The 23,482-nt window shown below is 70.4% G+C and carries 21 protein-coding genes; 10 read left to right on the top strand and 11 right to left on the bottom strand.

What is annotated here, in order from left to right; translation table 11 throughout:
• The 3 genes from nrdI (at position 1) to nrdF (ending at position 3,618) form a co-directional block, all read left to right on the top strand.
• Positions 1 to 432 (top strand): class Ib ribonucleoside-diphosphate reductase assembly flavoprotein NrdI, encoded by a 432-nt coding sequence (gene nrdI / locus J0P97_RS12680; RefSeq protein ID WP_215488155.1) that lies wholly within the window; start codon positions 1 to 3, stop codon positions 430 to 432.
• Entirely contained in the window at positions 414 to 2,570 is a 2,157-nt protein-coding gene (gene nrdE, locus J0P97_RS12675; protein ID WP_215488154.1) for a class 1b ribonucleoside-diphosphate reductase subunit alpha, read from the top strand. Before nrdI ends, nrdE begins: the two co-directional genes overlap by 19 nt.
• 67 nt (positions 2,571 to 2,637) lie before the next feature.
• A complete protein-coding gene (gene nrdF / locus J0P97_RS12670) occupies positions 2,638 to 3,618 on the top strand; it encodes a class 1b ribonucleoside-diphosphate reductase subunit beta (RefSeq protein WP_215488153.1) in 981 nt (326 codons plus the stop codon).
• 27 nt (positions 3,619 to 3,645) lie between these two features.
• Here the strand turns inward: nrdF and J0P97_RS12665 are convergent, their stop codons facing one another.
• Positions 3,646 to 4,584, bottom strand: a complete 939-nt coding sequence (locus tag J0P97_RS12665; RefSeq protein WP_282837236.1) for an alpha/beta hydrolase — start codon at positions 4,582 to 4,584, stop codon at positions 3,646 to 3,648.
• A 202-nt stretch (positions 4,585 to 4,786) separates the two neighbouring features.
• Between J0P97_RS12665 and J0P97_RS12660 the strand changes: the two genes are divergently transcribed.
• The 3 genes from J0P97_RS12660 to J0P97_RS12650 are packed head-to-tail and all read left to right on the top strand — an operon-like array spanning position 4,787 to position 6,259.
• Positions 4,787 to 5,191, top strand: coding sequence for a DoxX-related protein (locus J0P97_RS12660; RefSeq protein WP_215488151.1), 405 nt, complete (start codon positions 4,787 to 4,789; stop codon positions 5,189 to 5,191).
• A 4-nt stretch (positions 5,192 to 5,195) separates the two neighbouring features.
• Positions 5,196 to 5,759, top strand: a complete 564-nt coding sequence (locus J0P97_RS12655) for a DUF1345 domain-containing protein (RefSeq protein ID WP_215488150.1) — start codon at positions 5,196 to 5,198, stop codon at positions 5,757 to 5,759.
• A gap of 32 nt (positions 5,760 to 5,791) precedes the next feature.
• Entirely contained in the window at positions 5,792 to 6,259 is a 468-nt protein-coding gene (locus tag J0P97_RS12650; RefSeq protein WP_215488149.1) for a DUF3817 domain-containing protein, read from the top strand.
• Positions 6,260 to 6,293: 34 nt separating this feature from the next.
• On the opposite strand, the gene J0P97_RS12645 is transcribed toward J0P97_RS12650, so the two are convergent.
• Positions 6,294 to 6,665 carry a VOC family protein gene (locus tag J0P97_RS12645; protein ID WP_215488234.1) on the bottom strand — a complete coding sequence of 124 codons (372 nt, stop codon included), beginning with the start codon at positions 6,663 to 6,665 and terminating at the stop codon, positions 6,294 to 6,296.
• A gap of 110 nt (positions 6,666 to 6,775) precedes the next feature.
• On the opposite strand from J0P97_RS12645, the gene J0P97_RS12640 reads away from it, so the two are divergent.
• Positions 6,776 to 7,186 carry a MarR family winged helix-turn-helix transcriptional regulator gene (locus tag J0P97_RS12640; protein WP_215488148.1) on the top strand — a complete coding sequence of 137 codons (411 nt, stop codon included), beginning with the start codon at positions 6,776 to 6,778 and terminating at the stop codon, positions 7,184 to 7,186.
• 29 nt (positions 7,187 to 7,215) lie between these two features.
• The gene (locus J0P97_RS12635) at positions 7,216 to 7,803 is read left to right on the top strand and encodes a dihydrofolate reductase family protein (protein ID WP_215488147.1); all 588 of its coding nucleotides are present in this window, start codon (positions 7,216 to 7,218) and stop codon (positions 7,801 to 7,803) included.
• Positions 7,804 to 7,841: 38 nt separating this feature from the next.
• Here the strand turns inward: J0P97_RS12635 and J0P97_RS12630 are convergent, their stop codons facing one another.
• Together J0P97_RS12630 and J0P97_RS12625 are read right to left on the bottom strand one after the other, a co-directional pair.
• A complete protein-coding gene (locus tag J0P97_RS12630) occupies positions 7,842 to 8,996 on the bottom strand; it encodes a class I SAM-dependent methyltransferase (RefSeq protein WP_215488146.1) in 1,155 nt (384 codons plus the stop codon).
• A complete protein-coding gene (locus tag J0P97_RS12625) occupies positions 8,993 to 10,312 on the bottom strand; it encodes a DUF4921 family protein (protein ID WP_215488145.1) in 1,320 nt (439 codons plus the stop codon). Before J0P97_RS12625 ends, J0P97_RS12630 begins: the two co-directional genes overlap by 4 nt.
• Before the next feature lie 81 nt (positions 10,313 to 10,393).
• Between J0P97_RS12625 and J0P97_RS12620 the strand changes: the two genes are divergently transcribed.
• Positions 10,394 to 10,774, top strand: a complete 381-nt coding sequence (locus tag J0P97_RS12620) for a DoxX family protein (protein ID WP_215488144.1) — start codon at positions 10,394 to 10,396, stop codon at positions 10,772 to 10,774.
• 14 nt (positions 10,775 to 10,788) lie between these two features.
• On the opposite strand, the gene J0P97_RS12615 is transcribed toward J0P97_RS12620, so the two are convergent.
• Both J0P97_RS12615 and J0P97_RS12610 read right to left on the bottom strand, forming a co-directional pair.
• Positions 10,789 to 11,439 carry a response regulator gene (locus J0P97_RS12615; RefSeq protein WP_215488143.1) on the bottom strand — a complete coding sequence of 217 codons (651 nt, stop codon included), beginning with the start codon at positions 11,437 to 11,439 and terminating at the stop codon, positions 10,789 to 10,791.
• Positions 11,436 to 13,142 carry a sensor histidine kinase gene (locus tag J0P97_RS12610; protein WP_308163565.1) on the bottom strand — a complete coding sequence of 569 codons (1,707 nt, stop codon included), beginning with the start codon at positions 13,140 to 13,142 and terminating at the stop codon, positions 11,436 to 11,438. Before J0P97_RS12610 ends, J0P97_RS12615 begins: the two co-directional genes overlap by 4 nt.
• Positions 13,143 to 13,301: 159 nt before the next feature.
• On the opposite strand from J0P97_RS12610, the gene citH reads away from it, so the two are divergent.
• Positions 13,302 to 14,846 carry a citrate transporter CitH gene (gene citH / locus J0P97_RS12605; protein WP_215488142.1) on the top strand — a complete coding sequence of 515 codons (1,545 nt, stop codon included), beginning with the start codon at positions 13,302 to 13,304 and terminating at the stop codon, positions 14,844 to 14,846.
• 85 nt (positions 14,847 to 14,931) lie between these two features.
• Here the strand turns inward: citH and J0P97_RS12600 are convergent, their stop codons facing one another.
• From J0P97_RS12600 to hrpA, 5 genes are all read right to left on the bottom strand, one after another.
• Entirely contained in the window at positions 14,932 to 16,314 is a 1,383-nt protein-coding gene (locus J0P97_RS12600; RefSeq protein ID WP_215488141.1) for an MFS transporter, read from the bottom strand.
• Positions 16,315 to 16,458: 144 nt separating this feature from the next.
• The gene (locus J0P97_RS12595) at positions 16,459 to 17,358 is read right to left on the bottom strand and encodes an NYN domain-containing protein (RefSeq protein ID WP_215488140.1); all 900 of its coding nucleotides are present in this window, start codon (positions 17,356 to 17,358) and stop codon (positions 16,459 to 16,461) included.
• 2 nt (positions 17,359 to 17,360) lie between these two features.
• Positions 17,361 to 18,371, bottom strand: a complete 1,011-nt coding sequence (locus tag J0P97_RS12590; protein ID WP_215488139.1) for a Gfo/Idh/MocA family protein — start codon at positions 18,369 to 18,371, stop codon at positions 17,361 to 17,363.
• A 13-nt stretch (positions 18,372 to 18,384) separates the two neighbouring features.
• Positions 18,385 to 19,326 carry a quinone oxidoreductase family protein gene (locus tag J0P97_RS12585; protein ID WP_215488138.1) on the bottom strand — a complete coding sequence of 314 codons (942 nt, stop codon included), beginning with the start codon at positions 19,324 to 19,326 and terminating at the stop codon, positions 18,385 to 18,387.
• 53 nt (positions 19,327 to 19,379) lie between these two features.
• Entirely contained in the window at positions 19,380 to 23,435 is a 4,056-nt protein-coding gene (gene hrpA / locus J0P97_RS12580; protein ID WP_215488137.1) for an ATP-dependent RNA helicase HrpA, read from the bottom strand.
• Between the last annotated feature and the right edge of the window lie 47 nt (positions 23,436 to 23,482).

The following is a 23,482-nucleotide window of genomic DNA, read 5'->3' as shown; positions in this document are numbered from 1 at the left end:
ATGCCGACACTGACGAGCGCGCCGCTGCTCGTCTACTTCTCGAGCGTGTCCGGTAACACCGCGCGATTCATCGAGAAGCTCGGGCTCCCGTCCCGTCGCATTCCGCTCCTGCCCACCGACCCCCAGATCGAGATCGACGAGCCGTTCGTGCTCGTCACTCCGACCTACGGGGGCGGGCAGGGACGCGGGGTGGAGAAGGGGGCCGTTCCCAAGCAGGTGATCCGCTTCCTCAATGTGGAGAAGAACCGGCACCTCATCCGCGGGGTCATCTCCGCGGGAAACTCGAATTTCGGCGAGCACTTCTGCCTCGCCGGCGACATCATCAGCCGCAAGTGCACCGTGCCGCACTTGTATCGGCTCGAACTTTTCGGCACGCCTGAGGACGTCGCCCGCGTGAGCGACGGATTGGAACGATGGTGGACACTGCAGTGACCGAGGCGACCTTCAAGACGGACGCGCGATTCGAGGGGCTCGACTATCACGCCCTCAACGCGATGCTCAACCTCTACGGCGAGGACGGGCAGATCCAGTTCGATGCGGACAAGCGCGCTGCCCGGGAGTACTTCCTGCAGCACGTCAACCAGAACACGGTGTTCTTCCACTCCCTCAAGGAGCGCCTCGACTACCTCGTCGAGAAGGAGTACTACGAGGGCGCCGTCCTGGAGAAGTACCCGTTCGAGTTCATCCAGCGCCTCAACGACCGCGCGTACGACGCGAAGTTCCGCTTCGAGACGTTCCTCGGGGCGTTCAAGTACTACACGAGCTACACGCTGAAGACCTTCGACGGCAAGCGCTACCTCGAGCGCTTCGAGGACCGGGTCGTCATGACCGCCCTCGGCCTCGCGGACGGCGACCAGAAGCTCGCCACGGCCCTTGTCGATGAGATCATCTCGGGCCGGTTCCAGCCGGCGACCCCCACCTTCCTCAACACGGGCAAGGCGCAGCGCGGCGAGCTCGTCAGCTGCTTCCTGCTGCGCATCGAGGACAACATGGAGTCGATCGCCCGCGGCATCAACTCCGCCCTCCAGCTCTCCAAGCGCGGCGGCGGCGTCGCGCTGCTCCTCTCGAACATCCGCGAGGCGGGTGCGCCGATCAAGCAGATCGAGAACCAGTCGTCGGGCATCATCCCCGTGATGAAGCTCCTCGAAGACAGCTTCAGCTACGCCAACCAGCTCGGCGCGCGTCAGGGCGCCGGCGCGGTGTACCTGTCGGCGCACCACCCCGACATCCTGCGCTTCCTCGACACGAAGCGCGAGAACGCGGACGAGAAGATCCGCATCAAGACGCTCTCGCTCGGTGTCGTCATCCCCGACATCACCTTCGAGCTGGCCCGCAACGGCGAGGACATGTACCTCTTCTCGCCGTACGACGTCGAGAAGGTCTACGGCGTGCCCTTCGGTGACATCTCGGTGACGGAGAAGTACCGCGAGATGGTGGATGACGCGCGGATCAAGAAGACGAAGATCAACGCGCGCGAGTTCTTCCAGACCCTCGCCGAGATCCAGTTCGAGTCGGGCTACCCGTACATCATGTTCGAAGACACGGTGAACAAGGCGAACCCGATCAAGGGTCGCATCAACATGTCGAACCTGTGCAGCGAGATCCTGCAGGTGAACACGCCGACGACGTACAACGAAGACCTCTCCTACGCCGAGATCGGCAAGGACATCTCGTGCAACCTGGGGTCGATGAACATCGCGCTCGCGATGGACGGCAAGGACCTCGCCGGCACCGTCTCGACGTCGATCCGCGCCCTGTCGGCGGTCAGCGAGCAGAGCCACATCGCCTCGGTGCGCTCGATCGAAGACGGCAACGACCGTTCGCACGCGATCGGTCTCGGCCAGATGAACCTCCACGGCTACCTGGCGCGCGAGCACGTGCGCTACGGGTCGGAAGAGGGCCTCGACTTCACGAACATCTACTTCTACACGGTGCTCTTCCACGCCCTGCGCGCCTCCAACGAGCTCGCGATCGAGCGCGGCACCGCGTTCGACGGCTTCGAGGATTCGACCTACGCGTCGGGCGCGTTCTTCGACAAGTACACGGATGCCGCCTGGGAGCCCCAGACCGAGAAGGTCAAGGAACTGTTCGCGGGCATCCACATCCCGACTCAGGATGACTGGGTGGCGCTCAAGGCGTCCGTCCAGCAGCACGGCATCTACAACCAGAACCTGCAGGCCGTTCCGCCGACCGGTTCGATCTCGTACATCAACAACTCGACGAGCTCGATCCACCCGATCGCGTCGAAGATCGAGATCCGCAAGGAAGGCAAGATCGGTCGCGTCTACTACCCGGCGCCGTTCATGACGAACGACAACCTCGAGTACTACGAAGACGCGTACGAGATCGGCTACGAGAAGGTCATCGACACGTACGCCGCGGCGACGCAGCACGTCGACCAGGGCCTGTCGCTGACGCTGTTCTTCAAGGACACCGCCACGACGCGTGACATCAACAAGGCGCAGATCTACGCGTGGCGCAAGGGGATCAAGACGATCTACTACATCCGCCTGCGTCAGATGGCGCTCGAGGGCACCGACATGACCGAGTGCGTCTCCTGCATGCTCTGAGCGCATTCCGCGCTCTGCGTTCCGACTCGCTCGCTCGACGACCGACTTCTTTGACTGAGGAAAGAACATGACCCCTCCCGAGCCGCTCAAGCTCATCGACCACGTCCAGGCGATCAACTGGAACCGCATTCAGGACGACAAGGACCTCGAGGTCTGGAACCGCCTCGTGAACAACTTCTGGCTGCCCGAGAAGGTGCCGCTGTCCAACGACATCCAGTCGTGGGCGACGCTCACCCCCGAGGAGCAGACCGCGACCATGCGCGTGTTCACGGGGCTGACGCTCCTCGACACGATCCAGGGCACGGTGGGCGCCGTCTCGCTCATCCCCGACGCGATCACGCCTCATGAGGAGGCGGTGTACACGAACATCGCGTTCATGGAGTCCGTGCACGCGAAGAGCTACTCGTCGATCTTCTCGACGCTGTGCTCGACGCCCGAGATCGACGACGCGTTCCGCTGGTCGGTCGAGAACCCGAACCTTCAGAAGAAGGCGCGGATCGTCATGGACTATTACCGCGGCGACGAGCCCCTCAAGCGCAAGATCGCTTCGACCCTCCTCGAGTCGTTCCTGTTCTACTCGGGCTTCTACCTCCCGCTGTACTGGTCGAGCAAGGCGAAGCTCACGAACACGGCCGACATCATCCGCCTCATCATCCGCGACGAGGCCGTGCACGGGTACTACATCGGCTACAAGTTCCAGAAGGGGCTCGAGAAGCTCTCCCAGGCCGAGCGCGACGAGTTGAAGGACTACACCTTCTCGCTCCTGTACGAGCTCTACGACAACGAGGTGCAGTACACGCAGGACCTCTACGACGGCATCGGTCTGACCGAGGACGTCAAGAAGTTCCTGCACTACAACGCGAACAAGGCGCTCATGAACCTCGGCTACGAGGCGATGTTCCCCGCGCAGGTGACGAACGTGAACCCGGCGATCCTGTCGGCGCTGTCGCCGAACGCGGACGAGAACCACGACTTCTTCAGCGGGTCGGGCTCGTCCTACGTCATCGGCAAGGCCGTCGCGACCGAGGACGACGACTGGGACTTCTGATCGACGCGTCGGTCGGCGCCGCGCGGTTCAGCGGGCGTCGGCCGGGGCGACCTTCGACAGGAAGGCCAGGGTCTCCGTCAGCGCGCGCTGAGCCTCGGGCAGATCGAGGTGGAACTGATACTCGTGCTGCAGCGCCGGCGTGTGGTCGGCAGGCCAGAAGAGCGGCGTCACCTCGACGCCGGCCTGGCGGAGGCGCTGGGTCATCGGGATCGCCTGCAGCCACGTCAGGCCGTCGCCGTTTCCTCCACTGATGTACGTCGGAGGGAAGTCGGGAGTCACGAAGTCGATCGTCGACATGGTGGCGCCCGCGCTCTCGACGGACCAGTCCTTCGTGCCGGTGTAGGCCCAGAGGGATGTCGAGAAGCCCCAGCCGATCAACCCGCGAAGGTCCGACATCGAGCGCAGGTCGTACACGCCGCAGTTCAAGATCACGCCGGCCAGCTGCGACGAGGAGAGAACCGGAGCGATGCCGAGGAGGTCGGCGTAGTCCGGGTTGGTCGTCAGCGCGGCCAGCTGGCTGGCGAGCTGCGCCCCCGCGGAGTCGCCGGCCAGCACGATGGTGCGGGGGTCGACCGACAGCTCGTCCGCGTGAGACTGGATGAACGCGAGCGCCTCGCTCAGCTGCCGCACCGCCGTCGGATAGGTGCGCTCCGGGCCGACGCTGTAGTTCACTCCGATGGTCGTGTACCCGGCGCCAGCGAGGATGCGCAGGTATGGGTCGACGTTGGCTGAGGAACCCGATACCCACGCGCCCCCGTGGATCCAGACCACCGTGGGCCGCCGTTCGCCCGCCGCGGCGGGCGTGAACAGGTCGAACGTCGTGTCCGATCCCTCTGCGCCGTAGCTGACGCCGAGCTTCGCCGTCAGCGGGGTGTCGGGGACGTGGCGCTCCATCTCGGCGACGGTGGCCGCACCGTTCTGGCCGAACACGGCGCGGACGATCATCGCCGCTGGCCAGGGGGTCACCGAGAACGCTGCGGCCGCCCCCACCGCGATGACAGCGGTCCAGGCGAGGCGGCGCGGCCAGCGCCTGCGGGGGGCACCGATGTCCGCGCCGCGCCTCGCCGACGCGCGTCGCCTGGGTGTCTTCGTCGATCGCATCATGCCTCCGGCCCAGTGTGGCAGGTCTCCCGCGTTTCCGTGCTCGGGCGCGACATAGGGTGAGGGGATGACGCGCACCGTCGCACGCTTCCTCCTCTCCGCCCTCCTCCTCGCCGCCGGCGCCGCACACCTGTCGACCCTGCGGCGCGGTTTTCGCATCGTGGTGCCGGACTGGGCGACCCGCCTCCTGCACACGGACAAGGACACCATCGTCGTCGTGTCGGGCGCCGCCGAGCTCGCCCTCGGCGCCGCGCTGGTGGCTCTGCCGCGCGAGCAGCGGCGCATCGGCGCTGCGGTCGCCGCCTTCTTCGTCGCCGTGTTCCCCGGCAACGTGCACCAGTGGCGCACTCGCGCGTCGGCGCCCGGGCTCGACACCGACGGGCGCAGGCTCGGCCGCCTGTTCCTGCAGCCGGTGCTCGTCGCCTGGGCGCTGTGGTCGACGACGCCGGATGCCGGGGCGCGGAAGCGCTGACGGGATGTCGGCCGCAGCCACGTTCCTCTTCGTCACCCTGATGTTCGGTCTGTACGGTCCGATCTTCCTCGTGCTGACGTGGTGGACGTTCCGCGGGGTGGAGGGTGATGTCCTGCGGGGGCACCTGCGGCGGACGGACGAGCGCCGCACGTGGGTGCGATGGCTCCTGCTCTCGAGCCCTGTCTCGTGGGCGAGCACGGTGATGATCATCGGCATCGTCTCCGTCATCCTGCTGACCACCGGGGAGGGGAGGAGCGGGGCGTGGATCATCGCGATCTGTCTGGTGGGCGTCGCGGGCAGTTGGGTGCTCATGGTCGCCGTGATGGCGGTGGAGTACATGCGCAGGTGGGCCGCCGACGGGTCGCTGGCGTTCCCCGGGACGCAGGCGCGCGCACTCGGCGACTTCGTCTACGTGTCGGTGCAGATGTCGACGACGTTCTCCTCGGCGGACGTTCAGCTCACCGACCGGGGCGTCAGGACCATCGCCGGCATCCACTCGGTTCTCGCCTTCGCCTACTCCACCGCGATCATCGCGGTCTTCGCCTCTCTGCTCATCTCACCGCGGTGAGGCGGCGGCCGTGCTTCAGGTAGACTGAAGGAATGTTCCGTACTCCGCTCACCCTCTTCCGCACGCTCGCGATCGCCGAGGCGGTGTCGTGGACGCTCCTGATCGCGGGACTGATCGTCCGCGCCGCGACGGGGTGGGCGCCGGCCGTCACCATCGGCGGCGGCATCCACGGATTCGTCTTCCTCTCCTATGGCGCGACCGTCATCCTGGTGGCACTGAACAATCGGTGGAAGGCGGGCCCCACGATCGGCGCGCTCATCTCCGCGATCGTCCCCTACGCGACGATCCCCGCCGAGATCCTGCTCCACAAGCGGGGCCTGCTCGTCGGTCAGTGGCGGCTCGAGGCCGACGCCGCCTCGCCCGACGGGCGCTGGTACGACCGTCCGCTCGCGTGGTTCCTGGCCCGCCCGTGGGCGCTCTTCGGCCTCATCGCGCTCCTCGTCGTCGCTCTCTTCGCCGTCCTGCTCCTCGTCGGCCCTCCCGGGGGCTCGAAGGGCTGAGGCGTCGAGAACCGCGACGACGGAGCGGCGGCGTTCACGCGTACGGCGTGAGCTGCTGCACGGCCCATCTGTTGCCGTCGGGGTCGGCGAAGGTCACGAACCGACCCCAGTCCAATTCGTCGACGCCCTCCGCGGCGACGCCGGCGGCGCGAAGTCCTGCCAACGCGGCGTCCGCGTCGGCGACGACGACCTGGATGACGTCGAGGGTGCCCGGAGGCACCTGCGATCCGAGCCCGGTCCCGATCGCGATCGAGCACGCCGAGCCCGGCGGCGTCAGCTGCACGAAGCGCAGGCCGGGCGACGGAGTCACGTCGATGTCGGCGTGGAAACCGATCGAGGTGTAGAAGTCCTTCGCGCGATCCACATCGCTCACCGGCACGAAGATGAGCTCGATCTTCCAGTCCATGGCATCCTCTCCCCGGGACGCCTCGACGCCGCCCCGCTGGATCATCACGGTACGGCGAACCTCCGACACCCGAGCCTCCGACATCGACGAGCGCTCGCTAACATAAGCGCATGAGTCAGGATGCCCCCCGTTTCAGTCCCGTCATCGCGCTGCTCGCGGTGTCGGCGATGTGGGAGGGCCAGCTGAGCACCATCCTCCGAGACCTCGGCATCACGACGCGCAAGTTCGGACTCCTCGGCCACATCTACGCCGAGCCCGGCATCTCCTTCTCCGAGCTCGCGCGCCGCTCGCACATCACCGTGCAGTCCGCCCACACCGCCGTCCGCACTCTCGTCGACGACGGCCTCGTCGAGGACGGCACCGCCCACGCCGGCGCCGCGTCCGACCTGCGCGTCACCCCGAAGGGCGCGAAGATCCTCCGCGACGCCCGCGGCCGCCTCTTCGAGCTCGACGGTGTTCTCGAGCAGCGCCTTCCCGACGTCGCGGCATCCCTCGACGGCATCCGCGCCGGAATCGTGTGATCCGCGGCGCGGAGGAAGGAACGCCGCGCATGCTCAGCTACGCGATCAACGTCACCCTCGACGGGTGCTGTCACCATGAGGCGGGCCTCGCACCCGACGCGGAGTCGATGCGGTTCTGGACCGCGCGGATCGAGCGCGCACGCGCGCTCCTGTACGGTCGCGTCACCTACGAGATGATGGAGTCGGCGTGGCGCCGCCCCGCGGACGGCCGGTGGCCGGCGTGGATGGATGCCGAGGACATCGCCTTCGCCGAGGCGATCGATCGTGCGCCCAAGCACGTCGTCTCGCGCACCCTGACCTCCGTCGCCTGGAATGCCGAACTGCTCGCCGACGGCCCCGCCGGATGGAGCGGATCAGACGAGGCCGCGGACCTCGGCGCCGCGGTACGGCGTCTCATCGAGCAGACACCGGGCGATGTCCTCCTCGGCGGGGTCGCGCTGCCGGACGCGCTGGCCGATCTCGGACTGATCGACGAGTACGTGTTCGTCGTGCACCCGGTCATCGCGGGTCACGGACCGACGCTCCTGGCCGGGCTCCGTGAGCGCATCCGGCTCGACCTCATCGAACGGATCGACTTCCGCTCCGGCGCGACCGCGCTGCGCTACCGCCCGGCCTGAGTCCGGGCGTGCCCGGCGCGACGGGCCCGGGGAGCGGGTCACCGTCGCGTCGACACCGTCACGGTGAACCGGCGGTCGCGCGCCGCCTGACGGGTCGGCCCGACGAGGCGCTCGAGGACGGGCCGGTAGCCGAGGGGCGAGTTCCACACGCACCACAGTTCGCCGCCGGGCCGGAGCGCGCGCGTCGCGTCGGCGAACAGATGCGGGGCGATCCGATCGGTGACCGCGGCGCCCGAGTGGAACGGCGGGTTCAGCGTGACGAGCGACGCCGACGCATCCGGTCGGATCGAGAGAGCATCGTCGCGGACGACCTCCATCCGTTCGGTGACGCCGTTCGCCGCGGCCGTCGCGCGGGCCGAGGCGACCGCGACGGCCGACTGGTCCGACGACCAGACGTGCCCGGCAGGATGCCGCGTCGCGAGCCACGCGCCGATCGAGCCGTTCCCGCAGGCGAGGTCCAGCCACGGATCCTCGGCCGTTCCGCCCACGCGCGGTCCGCCGCCCGCGCCGAGGGCTTCCAGAAGCAGACGGGTGCCGTGGTCCAGGCGCGCACCGCCGAAGGTCCCGCCGAAGGCGCGCAGTTCGAGTCCGTCTGCCTGGCTCGCCGCAGGCGCGGGGTCGCGACCGTCGTGGGGCCCGCGTGCGACGAGCACGCGCGATTTCTGACGCGCGTGGGTGATGTCGACGCGCGCGAACGTCTCGCGCAGCACGTCGTTCATCGCGGGGGTCATGTGCTTGATCCGTCCGCCCGCGAAGAGCACCACGTCCGGCGCCGCGTGCGCCGCGACGAGCCCGGCCGCATCCCGGAGTGCGTCGAGCGACCGCGGCAGGCGCAGGAGGACCACACGCGCGCCGGCGACCGACGCCGCATCCAGCAGCGGGAGGGAGGTGAAAGCCTCGCTCAGTCCGAGCGTCGCCGCGTTGCGCTCGAGTGCGCGCTCACCGGTGAGCGCGTCCTGATGCACCCGGATGCCGCGCACGCCGCCCTGGCCACGGTCCCCGTCGCCCTCCCATGCCGCTCCGAGCGTCAGGGCGCCGTAGTCGTCGCCGATGACGACGACCTCGCCCGGCGCCGCACCTGCACGCGTGGCGGCCGACTCGTCGAGGAGGAGTCGGTCCGCGGCATCCGCGGCCACCAGCCCCGGCCCCTCGACGTCGGGATGGCGCCGCAGCGCCTCGAACGGGAACGTCACGCGTCGTCCTTGTCGTCCGCATCGAGCGGGGATTCGGCGTAGCGCAGGCGGGCGTCGGAGGCCACGCACTCGTCGCCGATCCGGAGGCCGGGGGCGAGGGTGCCCGCCGCCCGCAGCTGCTCCAGGGCGGCGACGGCGCGCCGGCGGAGCTCCCACGGATCGATCGTGTTCACGTGGATCTTCGTTCCGCCCTCGAATCCGGCGGGGTTCGAGATGCGCCACTTCAGCACGACGCGCCAGGGCATCGGCCACGGCGCGCCCGGCGGCCGGTAATGCCACTCCTCGTTGGTCGGCACGAGGGGACCGGTGGCCGCGTGCAGCGCGTGGAGCAGGTCCGAGACCGCCCGGATGCCGCGCTCCGAGTGCTCCTGGGGGAGGTTCGCCTCCGACGTCGAGAACACCTCGAAAGCGGGGTAGCGATGCCCGACCCCGGCGAAGGCGACGGCACCGTCGGTCGCAGCGACGAGGAGGCGCTCGGAGACGGCGAGGTCGGCGATCTCGCGCTGGTACAGCTCGCGGTCGTGGGAGAGCAGCCGCAGCTCGTGATCGACCTGCGGCCCGTGCTCGTCGATCGCGACGAGCTGCTTGTGGAGGTGCTCGAACGACGCTCCCGCGGCGCGCAGCCAGTTCTGGAACACCGCGACGTAGGCGGCGTAGGGCTGCGCCGCCTGGATCTCGGCCAGCGCGCGCACCGTGAATGCCGTGTACGCGGCATGCTCGTCGGGGGTCAGCGTCCCCGATGAGGCGAGCTCGGCATCCGTCGCCGCGCCGTCGACGACGTGGCGACGCGCGACGATGACGTCGTGCGATCCGCCGAGCAGGTCGAGCGCCGCCTCCTCGAGCGAGACCTCGGCTCCGCTCGCCGCAGCGCGGATCGCCGCGAGCGACTCCAGGTGGACGCGGCCGGCGGGGGAGGAGAGGTACTCCTGCGCCCACTCGACGATGCGCGCCGGCTGACGGAAGCCGTGATTCTCGCGCCAGTACTCGGCCGAGACGATCTCGAAGAGGTTGCCGAAGCGACGGAACTCGGCCTCGGTGTCGAACAGCTCGGCGGCGGGAACGCGGCGGACCTCGTCGAACGCCGCCCCGACCAGCCGGACCTTCTCGGGCGTCGTCTCGAGGTAGCGACCGGAGCAGAAGGCGCAGAGGCGGTCGCTCTCCCCGGGTTCCAGTCGGCGGGGCGCCTCGCGGGGAGCCGCCAGCGGCCGGTTCGCCCGGCCGGGGACGGTCCAGACCTGGGTCCCGGTGAGGGGTCCGACCTGCTTCACCGTGCCGTCGGGCAGCCGCCGGATCGGGACCTTCGCGCCGTCGCTCACCCCTCCAGCCTACCGAGGCGCCCCGACCGGCCTCTTGTCAAGGCCGCGCGCCACCGCTGTCGGCGCGGCAAGATGACGGTCATGAAGACGTTCGCGCGCTGGCTGCTGGCCGGCGGGATGGTGTTCGCCGGGCTCAGCCACCTCTTCTGGGCGCGGCGCGAATTCCAGGCGCAGGTGCCCGACCTCGTCACCGAGATCGTGCCGATCGACAAGGACGGGGTCGTCGTGGCATCCGGCGCCGTCGAGATGATGCTGGGTGCCGCGCTCGTCGTGCTGCCGAACGAGCGGGGCCGGATCGGCGCGCTCCTCGCGGCCTTCTTCGTCGCGGTCTTCCCCGGCAACATCGCGCAGGCGGCGGGTCGGCGCGCGGCGTTCGGGCTCGACAGCGACGCGGCCCGGGTCGCGCGCCTGTTCTTCCAGCCGCTGCTGGTCGCCTGGGCGCTCTGGTCCACCCGCGACTGAGCGGGCGCCCGGGTTCAGCGTTCCGCGCGCGAGTACAGGTGCTCGGGGCGGCCGGTCGTTCCGTACCGGAGGCGCACGTGCACCTGGCCGGATGCGGCGAGGGCCGAGAGGTGCCGCTGGGCCGTCGCTCGTGAGACGCCCGCGCGGTCGGCGATGTCGGTCGAGGAGGATTCGGACGCCCCCAGCGCGTCGAGGATCACCTTCTCGGTCGCCGAGCGCGACACCGTCGCGGCGGCTCCGGTGAGCGCGGCGAGCGCCCGATCGACGTCATCCTGCCGCAGGGGGCGGTCGCCGGCGAGCAGGTTCCGCGACCGCAGGTAGCGGTCCAGGCGATCGGTGAGCTCCCGCTTCTCGAAGGGCTTCATGAGGTAGCCGCGTGCCCCGGCTCGCAGCGCTCGCCGGATGGTGGGTGCATCGGTGGCCGCGGAAAGGACGAAGGCGTCGACGTCGGTGTCCCGGACGAAGGCGATGCCGTCCCCATCGGGCAGGTAGGCGTCGACGAGCATCAGGTCCGGCCGGTGCAGCCGCACCGCGGCCGTCGCCTCCGCGAGGGTGCGCGCGGGCTCGAGGGGGGTGAGCGAGGGATGCTCGGCGACGATGGCCTGGTGCAGGCCGCTCACGCGGAAGTCGTCGTCGACGATGAGGACGCGCAGGGTCGTGGTCATGAGCTCTCCCGGTGGAGGTCGTCGTCGTCGAGGACGCCTTCGAGACGCGCGCCGAAGACGGCGCCGCCGAGGCCTCCGTCGGCGCTGTGGGGGTGGGCGGGGGGTGCGGGGTCGTCATCGCCGCCGCCGCCGACGCCCCCGCGGTCGATGATCCAGAGGTCTCCGCCTCGGCGGCGGGCGAGCTCGCGCGAGAGACGCAGCCCGATGCCCCATCCGTGGATGCGGTCGGAATCGGCCCGCCCGGGATCGGCCCCGAACGGGTCGTCGGGAGCGATGCCCGCGCCGGAGTCCGCGACCGTGAGCACGAGCGCGGTGCCGTCGCCGTAGCAGCCGACGACCACGGTCCGCGGCTCCTGTCCCGCCGCTGCGGCGGTGATCGCGTTGTCCATGAGGTTGCCGAGCACAGCGGCCACGTCCTCGGGGTCGGCGACACGCTGCCAGAGCAGGGAGTCGGGGGCGACCGACAGGGAGACCCCGCGCTCGCCGGCCTCGATCGCCTTCGCGCCGACGACCGCCTGCAGCACGGCATCCGTCAAGAGGTCGAGATGCTCCACGGGGAAGTCGACCGGGCCCCGGGCGAGCTGCTCGGCGAGGAAGGCGCGTGCCTCCTCCGTGCGGTCGGCGCCGAGGAGCCCGGATGCCACGTGCAGGCGGTTGGCGAATTCGTGCCGCTGCACGCGCAGCGCGCCCGTCATCGTGCGCACCGATTCGAGGCGCTCGGTGAGGGCCACGAGCGCCGTCCGGTCGCGCACGATGAGCACGTCACCGATCGCCCGCCCGCCCTGCGTGGCCGGCCGGGAGTCGACGTAGAGCACGTTCCCCGCCACGACGACGCCGTCGCGTGCCGTCCCGTTCCGGACGGCGTCGACGACGAGGGGCGGAAGCCCGAGGGCATCGAGCGGCCGGCCGAGCGGCCCGTCGGCGGCGCCGGTGAGGCCGAGGAGCTCGGCGGCCGTGCGATTGCACACGCGGACGATGCCGTTCGGATCGACCGCGACCACCCCGTCGCCGACGCCGTCGAGGACGGCGGACTGGGTCTGGAGGAGCCGGACGAGGTCCTCGGGCTGGAGGCCGAGGGTCATCCGCTCCCACGTCCGCCGCAGGAGCAGGGCGGCGCCGACGCCGACGGCGACGCCCAGCGCCGCGACGCCCGTCACCGCGAGGAGGAGGGTGGGCAGGTCGTCGAAAACACTCGCCGGTTCGAAGCCCACGCTGACCTCGCCGATGGCGGGGCCCGTCGGAGCGGCGCCGGGGGGATAGATCGGGACCTTGGCGCGCGCCGAGACGCCGAGCGTGCCGCGTTCCCAGGTGACGACCTCGCGTCCGCCGAGAACCTCCCGGTAGTCCGTGCTGACCTGCTGTCCGAGAAGGCCCGGGTCGGGGTGGGCGAGGCGGATGCCGTGGTCGTCGGTGATCACGACGAAAAGGGTCCCGGTGCGCGCGGTGATGTCCTGCGCGTACGACTGGAGCGAGCCCGAGCGGAGGGCGACGGCGTCGGGCGTCCCCGGGTCGGCCGAGTAGGCGGCGACCGAGGTGCGCACCTCCGGATCGGCGGCGATCGTCCGCGCGATGTTGACCGCCGCGTTCTCGGCTTCGTCGCGCAGCTGCTGCACCCCGACCAGGAGGAACACGACGGCGCTCACGGCGACGACCACGACGACCGTCGCGATCTGCAGCAGCAGCACCCTCGTTGCGAACCGCACGGCATCCCCTCCGCCTCTGAGCACAATGCGCGCAACCAACGGTACGCGCAGAACGCGTGCGAATGCGAGATAGCGCGCGCCGCCGCGCGGACAGCTCTACCTTCAGGGCAACGACCCGGCGATGGATGCCGGGGATCGCACAGACGAAGGAGTCTCCCCATGCCCCCGATCACCACGCTGCTGATCGCAGCGGCAGACGCCGCCGAGGAGGGTTACGACGTGGCGTTCACCCCGTCGGACGGCGTGCTCGTCGTCCTCGGGTTCACGATGGTGCTGGCGTTCATGGCGCTCATCATGACGCGCCGCCTCACCCCGATGGTCGCGCTCATCCTCGTCCCGACGGTGTTCGGCCTGTTCGCCGGGGCCGGGCTCGGGCTCGGGGACATGATCATCGACTCGATCAGCAAGATGGCGCCCACCGCGGCTCTGCTGATGTTCGCGATCATGTACTTCGGCATCATGATCGACGTCGGCCTGTTCGACCCGCTCATCCGCGTCATCACGCGCCTGCTCGGCGATGACCCGGCGAAGGTCGTCCTCGGCACGGCGATCCTCGCCGGCGCGGTGTCCCTCGACGGCGACGGGTCGACGACCTTCATCATCACGACTTCGGCGATGCTGCCGATCTATCTGCGTCTCGGGATGAGCCCCGTCGTCCTCACCTGCGTCGCCGGACTCATGAACGGCACCCTGAACATCGTGCCCTGGGGCGGGCCCACCGTGCGCGCCGCGACGGCGCTGAGTCTGCAGCCGACCGACATCTTCGTGCCGATGCTGCCCTCGCTCGCGACCGGCCTCGTCATCTCTCTCGTCTTCGCCTGGTTCCTCGGTCTCGGCGAGCGCCGCCGTCTCGCGGGCGTCATCGACACCTCGAAGCTGGATGCCACGCGCGGCGAAGGCATTCTGTCCGGCCCGCGCATCTTCCGCGGCGCCGAGGCGAAGCCGGGCGCGGCGGCGTCGTTGCGCACCGGGAACATCGTCACGGTGCGCGGCGGGCGCGGCGGCATCGCCGCGGCGCAGCTCGTGGATGCCGCCGACACGGCGATGGCCGACACGATGCTCGACCCGAAGCGCGCGACCCTGCGCCCGAAGCTCATCTGGTTCAACCTCGCACTGACGCTCGCGGTCATGGTCCTGCTGGTCCTCGACCTGTTCCCGCTGCCGTACGTGTTCATGGTCGGCGCCGGCATCGCCCTGATGGTCAACTTCCCGAAGATCAAGTCGCAGGCCGACGAGATCGTCGCGCACGCCCCCTCGATCGTCGGCGTCGTGTCGATGGTCCTCGCCGCGGGCGTGCTCGTGGGCGTGCTGAACGGCACCGGCATGGTCACGGCGATGGCGTCGTGGATCACGACGGTCATCCCCGACTCGATGGGACCCTTCCTCGCGGTGATCACCGGTGTGCTGTCGATCCCGTTCACGTTCTTCATGTCCAACGACGCGTTCTACTTCGGCATCCTGCCGGTGCTCGCCGAGAGCGCCTCGCACTTCGGGATCGCCCCGGTCGAGATGGCGCGCGCCTCGATCACCGGGCAGCCCGTGCACCTGCAGAGCCCGCTCGTACCGGCGATCCTGCTGCTCGTCTCGCTCGCGAACGTGAACCTGGGCGATCACCACAAGAAGGTGCTGTGGCGGGCGTGCGTCGTCTCGCTCGTGATGCTCGCGGTGGGCGTGCTGGTCGGATCGATCCCGCTGGCCGCCTGACGCCCACGCGCGTCACGGACGCAGGAAGGGCGGTGGATGCCGAGGCATCCACCGCCCTTCCTGCGTCCGTGGGGACGATCTCGCGTCAGCGTCGCGCGGCGACCTTCACGGTGCCGGTCTCGACGGCGAGCCGCTCCCGGTCGATGCGATCGATCTCGTAGAGCGAGATGCCCTTCGTCTCCCGCAGGGAGATCACGGCGACGAGGGTGACGGCGGCGGCCGCGGCGAGGTAGATCGCGATGCCCACCCAGGAGCCGGTGCCCGAGAGGATCGCGGTCGCGATGATCGGCGCGAGCGAGCCTGCGAAGATCGACGTCACCTGGTAGCCGAGCGAGACGCCCGAGTAGCGCATGCGCGTCGGGAACATCTCCGACATGATCGCCGGCTGCGGCGCGTACATGAAGGAGTGGATCACGAGACCGAGGCAGATCGCCAGGATGATCGTGACCGGCTCCTTCGTGTTGAACATCGGGAAGGCGACGAAGCCCCAGCCCGCGGCGGCCACCGCGCCGATCGCGTAGACGGGCTTGCGGCCCAGGCGGTCGGCGAGCCCGCCGACCAGGGGGATCACGATCATGTGCACGATGTGGGCGATCGCGATCATCCCGAGGATCTCGGCGGTGTCCATGGCGAGCGCGATCTTCAGGTACGTGATCGAGAAGGTCACCACGAGGTAGTACATGATGTTCTCCGCGAAGCGCAGGCCCATCGCCGTGAGGACGCCGCGGGGGTAGCGGCGCAGCACCTCGAACACGCCGTAGCGCACGTGCTCCTCCTCGGCGACCTCCTTCTGGGCCTCCACGAAGATCGGGGCATCGGAGATCTTGGTGCGGATGTAGTACCCGACGGCGACGATGATGACCGACAGCCAGAACGCCACGCGCCAGCCCCAGCCGAGGAACGCCTCGGGCGAGAGCGCGCGGCTGAGGATCAGGAGGACGACCGTCGCGATCAGGTTGCCGATCGGCACCGCCGCCTGCGGGAACGACGACCAGAAGCCGCGACTCTTGTCGGGGGAGTGCTCGGCGACCAGGAGCACGCCGCCGCCCCACTCTCCGCCGACCGCGAAGCCCTGCGCGAAGCGGAGGAGGACGAGCAGCACGGGCGCGAGGTAGCCGACCTGCTGGAACGTCGGGAGGCATCCCATGAGGAAGGTCGCCACGCCGACGAGGATGATGGCGACCTGGAGGAGCTTCTTGCGGCCGTACTTGTCGCCGAAGTGACCGAACACGATGCCGCCGAGGGGGCGGGCGATGAAGCCCACCGCGTAGGTGACGAAGGCGGCGATGATGCCCGCGTAGGGGTCATCGGACGGCGGGAACATGATCGGGCCGAACACGAGCGTCGCGGCCGTGGCGTAGAGGAAGAACTCGTACCACTCGACGACGGTGCCCGCCATCGATGCCGTGACGACGCGGCGCAAGCCGGATTGCTTGTACGTGCCGTCTGCTGCAACGGGTGAAGCCATGCGCTGATACCTCCTTGTAGAGCGCGGTCGGCACGCGGAGTCGGTGCCGGTCAGCGACGCTACCTGAAAACCGATTCAGGTACAAGGATCAGTGCTGCACAACGTCTGTGCAGCCGCGCACGGGGTCTCCGCGGCGCACGGGAGTCAGCCGGCGGGCGCCTCCGCGGTGTGGAGCCGGACCCGGACGATGTTCGTCGACTCGTCGATGTCGGCGACGGCGGGGAACGCGCTCACGAAGTCGGAGAACGAACGATGGCCGAGCGCCTTCTCGCTGAAGGAGGGGTCCATGCGCTTGAGGAGGTTCTTCACCGCCGAGAGGTGCACCCACTCCTCGTCGGTGCGCTCGCGCTCGAGGATCAGCGCGCGGCGCAGGAGCTCGGCGGTGGGATCTGGTTCGTCCTTCTTGCGTCGACGGGACGCCGTCGTGGTCGCCGGCGCCACGGCATCCGCCGCCTTCTTCGCGGCGGGCTTCTCCAGCGCGGGGACGCCGGGCAGCGTGTCGTACGCGTCGAACTGGTCGCACGCGGCGGCGAGGGACTTCGCCGTCGACCCGGCCACGCCGACGCCGACGACGACCCGTCCGAGACGCTTGCAGCGCTGGGCGAGTGGGACGTAGTCGCTGTCGCCGGCGACGATCACGACGTGGGTGAGGTCGGGGAGGCGGAACATGTCCTCGACGGCGTCGACCGCGAGCCGGATGTCGGCGCCGTTCTTCGCATAGGCCGCCGCTGGGAACAGCTGCACGAGGTCGACCGCACGGGCGACGAGCTGCGAGCGGTAGAGCGCGTTCACCGGCGAGGACCAGTCCGCGTACGCGCGGGTGAGGACCAGGGTGCCGAAGGATGCCGCGTAGTCGATGATCGCGCCGACGTCGATCGTCGCGTCCTTCAGCTTCTGGGCGATCTCGGGCTCATCGGGGTTGGCGACGATCTTCTGCCGGTCGCCGGCGTAGGCGTTGCGCCCGTGCACGCGGTCGTACCAGCTCATGACGATGTTGTCGAAGTCGAGGTAGACGGCGACGCGGGGGTTCTGGGGGTCGGGCACGGTCAGTGCTCCTTTGGGGTCGAGCGGGTCTCGCGGAGGGTGGGGTAGGTGACGCCCAGCTGGGCGCGGATGTCGTCGAGGGTCTGCATGATCGCGACCGACTGGTCGAAGGGGAGGATGTCGCCGTCGGTGCGCCCGGCGCGGAGGAGCTCCTCGGCGTAGAGCGCCTGGAACTGCATCCCACGCCCCTCGACGCTGCTCGCGTACTCCTCGATCACGGTGCCATCGGTCGCCGTCACGCGGAAGGAGGTCGGGGTGTACCAGACCCGGTCGATGTCGATCCGGGCCGTGGTCCCGACGATGTGCGCGACGTTCGGACCGGCCGCGCGCGAGCTGGTGGCGATCGAGGAGACGGCGCCTCCCTCGTGCGCGATCGCGATCGCGGCCTCGGTGTCGGCGCCGGTCTCGCCGAGGCGTCCGGTCGCGACGACCCGCACTGCCGGGCCGAGGATGTCGACGGCGAACGAGACGGGGTAGATCCCGAGGTCGAGGAGGGCGCCCCCGCCGAGCTCCAGCGCGTTCAGGCGGTGCGCGGGGTCGGTGGGCAGGGACTGCGTGTGGTCGGCGATGACGGCGCGGATCTCGCCCAGCGTGCCGCCCGCGATCAGCTCTCGGATGCGGAGCATGTGCGGCAGGTACCGCGTCCACATCGCCTCCATCGCGAGCAGGCCCTGCGCAGATGCGGCGGCGCGGATCTCCGCGGCCTGCGCGGCATCCAGGGTCACCGCCTTCTCGATGAGGACGTGCTTGCCCGCCTCCAGCGCCAGCAGGGCGTGGTCGCGGTGGTGGCTGTGCGGGGACGCCACGTAGACGATGTCGACCTCGGGGTCGCTGACGAGGTCCTCGTAGGAGCCGTGCGCGCGCGAGATGCCGTACTCGGCGGCGAACGCCTCGGCGGACGCGGCGCTGCGCGACCCGACGGCGGCGACGTGCAGCCCGGCGGTGCGGAGGTCCTGCGTGAAGGCGTGGGCGATGCCGCCCGTGGCGAGGATCCCCCAGCGGATGTCGGTCATGGTCCGAGCCTACTCAGGGGAGGAGCACGACCTTGCCGTCCGCGCCCTTCTCGACGAGTCGATGCGCCTCGGCGGCATCCTCGAGGGGGATCTCGGGGCCGATCTCGACCGAGAAGGCCCCGGCGGCGATGAGAGCGGCGGCGACGGGGATCGCCTCCTTGCGCCAGGCGATCTCCTGATCGGTGAGGGGCTGGGGGCTGCCTCCGCTGAAGGCGCGGATGCCGAGGCCCGCGGCGTCCGCGCCGCGCACGAGCGTCGCGATCCGGCTCTTGTCCGCGACGAGCGCGATCGACTGGTCGAGCGCCTCGTCGGTGCCGACGAGGTCGATCGCGACGGTGATGCCCCCGGGGGCGAGATCGCGGACCCGGTCCACGACGCCGGGACCGTACGGGAGGGGCGTCGCGCCCAGAGCGCTCACCCGGTCGGCGCGGCGGTCGCTCGTCGTGCCCAGGACGGTCGCCCCGTACAGCCGCGCGAACTGCACGACGGCCTGGCCGACCGAGCCCGAGGCGGCGTGCACGAGGACGGTGTCCTCCGGCCCGACCGCGAGCGAGCGGACGGTCTGGTACGCGGTGCCGACGGGGATGCCGAGGGCTGCGCCCTGCGCGGCGCTGACGTTCCCCGGGCGGCGGACGAGGGCGTCCGCGGGAACGACGAGATCCGTCGCGTAGGCGCCTCGGGCTCCGCTCACGATGACGGCATCGCCCGGACGGAAGCCCTCGGTGCCCTCACCCACGGCGATGACGACACCGGCGGCATCCGATCCGACCCGCCGGGGCTCGGTGATCGGGGGAGACGGGCGCAGACCCGCCCGCAGCTTGAGGTCGAGTGGGTTGACGCCCACCGCCTCCACGCGGACGGCGACCTCGCCCGGGCCGGGCGCGGGGACATCGATGTCGATGAGGGTGAGGACCTCCGGCCCTCCGAGCTCGGTGTAGGCGATGGCGCTGCTCATAGTCCTTCCACCCTACGGGGAGGCCGCGGGGGCGGGGCCTGCCGCCGTGGAGATCAGCCGCGGCCCGCGAGAGCCTTGGTGATGCGCTGCGCGGACACCGGTTCGGCCGTTCCGAGCTGCTGGGCGAACAGGCTCACGCGGTACTCCTCGAGGAGCCACCGGGCGTGCACGAGGTGCGCCGCGGCATCCGGGGCCGCCGGGATCGTGCCGCCCGCCTCGGCGTACGCGGCAGCGGCGCGCTCGAACTCCGTCAGGCGCTGGCGGTCGCGGCCGGGGGCGTCGGCGAGAGTGCGCACGCGCAGGAGGGCGCCCTCGAGGTAGCGCGGGAGGTGCGCGAGGCGGGCGAGCCCCGTGCGGGCGATGAAGCCGGGGAAGACGAGCCCCGCGAGCTGGGTCTTCACGTCGCCGAGCGCGGCGAGGAGGGCCATGGAGTTCTGTCCCTTGACCGCCCGTTCGACATCTCGCTGGAGCACGAGGATGCGCGCGGCGAGCGATACGGCGGCGAACAGCTCGTCGACGATCCCGGCCGACAGCGCATCGCGCACCGCGGCGAACTGATCCGGCGTGCGGACGCCCTGCGGGGCCGTCCGCGCCAGGACGGCATCGGCGACGGCCACGCGGGCGTCCTCGATGAGGGCCTTCGCGGAGGGGTAGGGGGATGTGGCGAGCGACAGCTTCTCCGCGGCGGTCAGATGGTCGAGGACGTAGGCGGTGGGGGAGGGCACGGCGAGCAGGAGGAGCCGCCGGACGCCCGCGTGGGTGAGCCGAGCCGCGCGCTCGGGCGTCGACTCGATGCGGAGGGCGACGGCATCCTTCTCATCGACGAGCGCGGGATAGCCGCGGACGACGCCCCCGGCGACGCGCGTGTCGACCACGTCCGGCAGGGTGCCGACATCCCAGGAGGTGATCCCCGACCGCTCCGCGATACCGCCCGCGCCCGCTCCGCCCGGGGTCGTCCCACTCTGGGCACGCGGTGTCCCCGAAACGGCTGTTTCGGACCCGCCGGAACGACCGTTTGTGGGACGCGGTTCGGCGGAGCCCGGCGGGTTCCGCGGCGATGTCAGCGTGCGGGCGACCTGCTCGCGCGCGCGACCCGCGAGGCTCCGCTGAAGGTCGGCGAGGTCGTGCGAGGAGCCGACGGTCCGCCCGCGGTGGTCGACGGCGCGGAACGTCACCGTGAGGTGGGCCGGTACGCGCTCGAGTTCGAAGTCCGCCGCGGTCACGGGCTGATTGGCGACGGGCTGGATGCGCGCGGCGAGCGCCGCGGTGAGCGTCTGGGCCGGAAGGCCGTCGTGATCCTCGGGTCCCGCGCCCCGGAGCTCGTCGCCGAGCCGCGCCGCCCAGTCGGCGGCGGGCACGACGTGGCGGCGGATCCCCTTGGGAAGGGCGCGCAGGAGCGCGGTGATCAGCTCGGCCCGAAGGCCGGGCACCTGCCAGTCGAATCCGTCGGGGCGGAGCGCGGCCAGGAGCGGCAAGGGAACGACGACGCTCACCCCGTCGTCCGGGGCACCGGGCTCGAATCGGTAGGCGAGGGAGAGCACCTGGTCGCCCTGCTGCCAGCGCCCCGGGAAGTCCCGCTCGTCGGAACGCCCGGATCCTTCGCGAAGGTCGGCCTCGCTGAGATCGAGGAGGCGTGGTGTGCGCGCGGATGCCTCGCGCCACCACGTCTCGAACGAGCGCACGTCGAACACGTCGTGTGGGACGCGCGCGTCGTAGAAGGAGAAGACCGCTTCGTCGCCGGCGAGGATGTCGCGGCGTCGCTCGCGCTCCTCGACCTTCTCCAGCCGGCGGCGCAGTTCGAGGTTGCGCCTCTCGAACGCGGTGAGCCGCTTGTCCAGGTGCGCGGAGTTCCACTCGCCGTCGGTGAGCGCGTGCCGCAAGAACAGCTCGCGGGCGAGCGGGCGGTCGATGCGGGACAACTGCACCCGGCGGCGGGGAATGATCTCGAGGCCGAACAAAGTGACCTTCTCGGCGGCCACGGCTGCCCCGGCATCCTTCGACCAGTGCGGATCGCTCAGGCTCCGATGCGCGAGGTCGCCGGCGGGCCCTTCAGCCCACGCCGGATCGATCGCGGCGACCGTGCGCGCGTACAGGCGCGAGGTCTCGACCAGCTCGGCTGCCATGACCGCATCGGGGGAGGCCTTGCGCAGGGCCGATCCGGGGAAGATCGCGAAGTTCGCCCCCCGCGCGCCGCGATACGCGGCGACGGGCTTGCGCTTGTCGCCGGGCTTCGACTTCGCGAGGGATCGCGTATCGAGGATGCCGATGTGCGAGAGCAGTCCGGACAGGATCGCCTGGTGCACCCGCGCGGGGTCGCTTCCGCTCTCCGAGCCCGCCGAGGGCTCGCCCCGCACACCGAGCAGCTGGCGCAGCTGACGGTGCACGTCGAACCATTCCCGCACGCGTACATAGTTGAGGAATTCGGAGCGGCAGGCGCGACGGAACGCGCTCGAGCCGAGTTCTCGCTGCTGCTCCTGCAGGTGGTTCCACAGGTTCAGGAGCGCCAGGAAGTCGCTCGTCGGGTCCGCGAAGCGGGCGTGCAGGCGGTCGGCTTCCGCACGGGCGGAGCCGTCCTCGGCGGAGGGGCGCTCGCGGACGTCCTGGATCGAGAGGCCGGCCACGATCGCGAGGACCGGAGGGAGGACCTCCATCCGGCGCGCTTCGAGCAGCATCCGCGCGAAGCGCGGGTCGATCGGCAGGCGAGCGATCTCCCGGCCGATCTTCGTCAGACGGCGCGCGCCGCCGTCGACGGTCACCGCGCGGAGCTCGGTGAGCAGCTCGAACGCCGCCTTCACCCCGCGACTGTCGGGCTTCGTGAGGAACGGGAACTCCTCGATGTCGCCGAAGCCGAGGGCGAGCATCTGCAGGATGACGGACGCGAGTGAGGTACGGAGGATCTCCGGCTCGGTGTACTCGGGGCGCGCGAGGAAGTCGTCCTCCGAGTACAGGCGGATCGCGATGCCGTCCGACGTGCGCCCGGCGCGGCCCGACCGCTGCTGGGCCGAGGCCTGCGAGATCGCCTCGATGGGCAGCTGCTGGATCTTCGTGCGTGCGCTGTAGCGCGAGATGCGCGCCGTCCCCGCGTCGATGACGTACCGGATGCCGGGGACCGTGAGGCTCGTCTCCGCGACGTTCGTCGCGAGGATGACGCGCCGACGCACTCCGGCGACCCCGGAGGGCTCGAACACCCGATGCTGCTCGGCGGCCGAAAGCCGTCCGTAGAGCGGAAGAACCTCGGTGGGCCGGGCATCCTTCGCGTACATGCCGCGGACGGCATCCATGGCATCCCGGATTTCCGCCTCGCCGGGCAGGAACACCAGGACGTCGCCGTCCGCTTCGCGGTCCAGCTCGCGCAGGGCCTCCGTCAGACCGTCGACGTCATCCCCCGCACCTTCCGCGGCGTCGTCGACCCGTCCGCGGTACCGGATCTCGACCGGGTAGGTGCGCCCCGACACCTCGACGATGGGCGCGGGCACCCGCTCCCGCTCCGATTCTTGAGTCGCCGGCACCGGTCCCCGATCCGCCCGCACCGACCCCTGAGCCAGCGCCGCCGGTTCCGGCCCCTCAGCCGGTCGAAGGGTCGCGAAGTGCTGTGCGAAGCTCTCCGGGTCGATCGTGGCCGAGGTGATGATCACCTTGAGATCCGGCCGCTCCGGCAGGATGCGCGCGAGGTACCCGAGCAGGAAGTCGATGTTGAGAGACCGCTCGTGCGCCTCGTCGACGATGATCGTGTCGTAGCGGCGCAGGAGTCGGTCGCGGTGGATCTCGTTGAGCAGGATCCCGTCGGTGACGAGCGCGATCTTCGTGTCGGCCGAGACCTGGTCGGTGAAGCGCACCTTGTAGCCGACCGCCCCGCCGAGGGGCACCTGCAGCTCGTGCGCGATCCGCTCGGCGATCGTGCGCGCCGCGATCCGGCGGGGCTGGGTGTGGGCGATCGAGGTGCGGCCCAGCTCGAGGCAGATCTTGGGCAGCTGCGTCGTCTTGCCCGACCCGGTCGCGCCGGCGACGATCACGACCTGGTGGCCCGCGATCGCGCGCGCGATCTCGTCCCGCGCGGCGCTGACGGGCAGCTCCGGCGGGTAGGAGATCACGGGCTCGGGGGAGGGCATAGCCCTCCATCGTACGACCCCTCGACACGCTCGGGGATCGGAGGCGG

The organism is Microbacterium flavum, from assembly GCF_018717645.1.
Taxonomy (GTDB): Bacteria; Actinomycetota; Actinomycetes; order Actinomycetales; family Microbacteriaceae; genus Microbacterium; species Microbacterium flavum.
The sequence above is the reverse complement of the archived record's forward strand: the minus strand, read 5'-3'. Positions and strand labels throughout refer to the sequence as shown.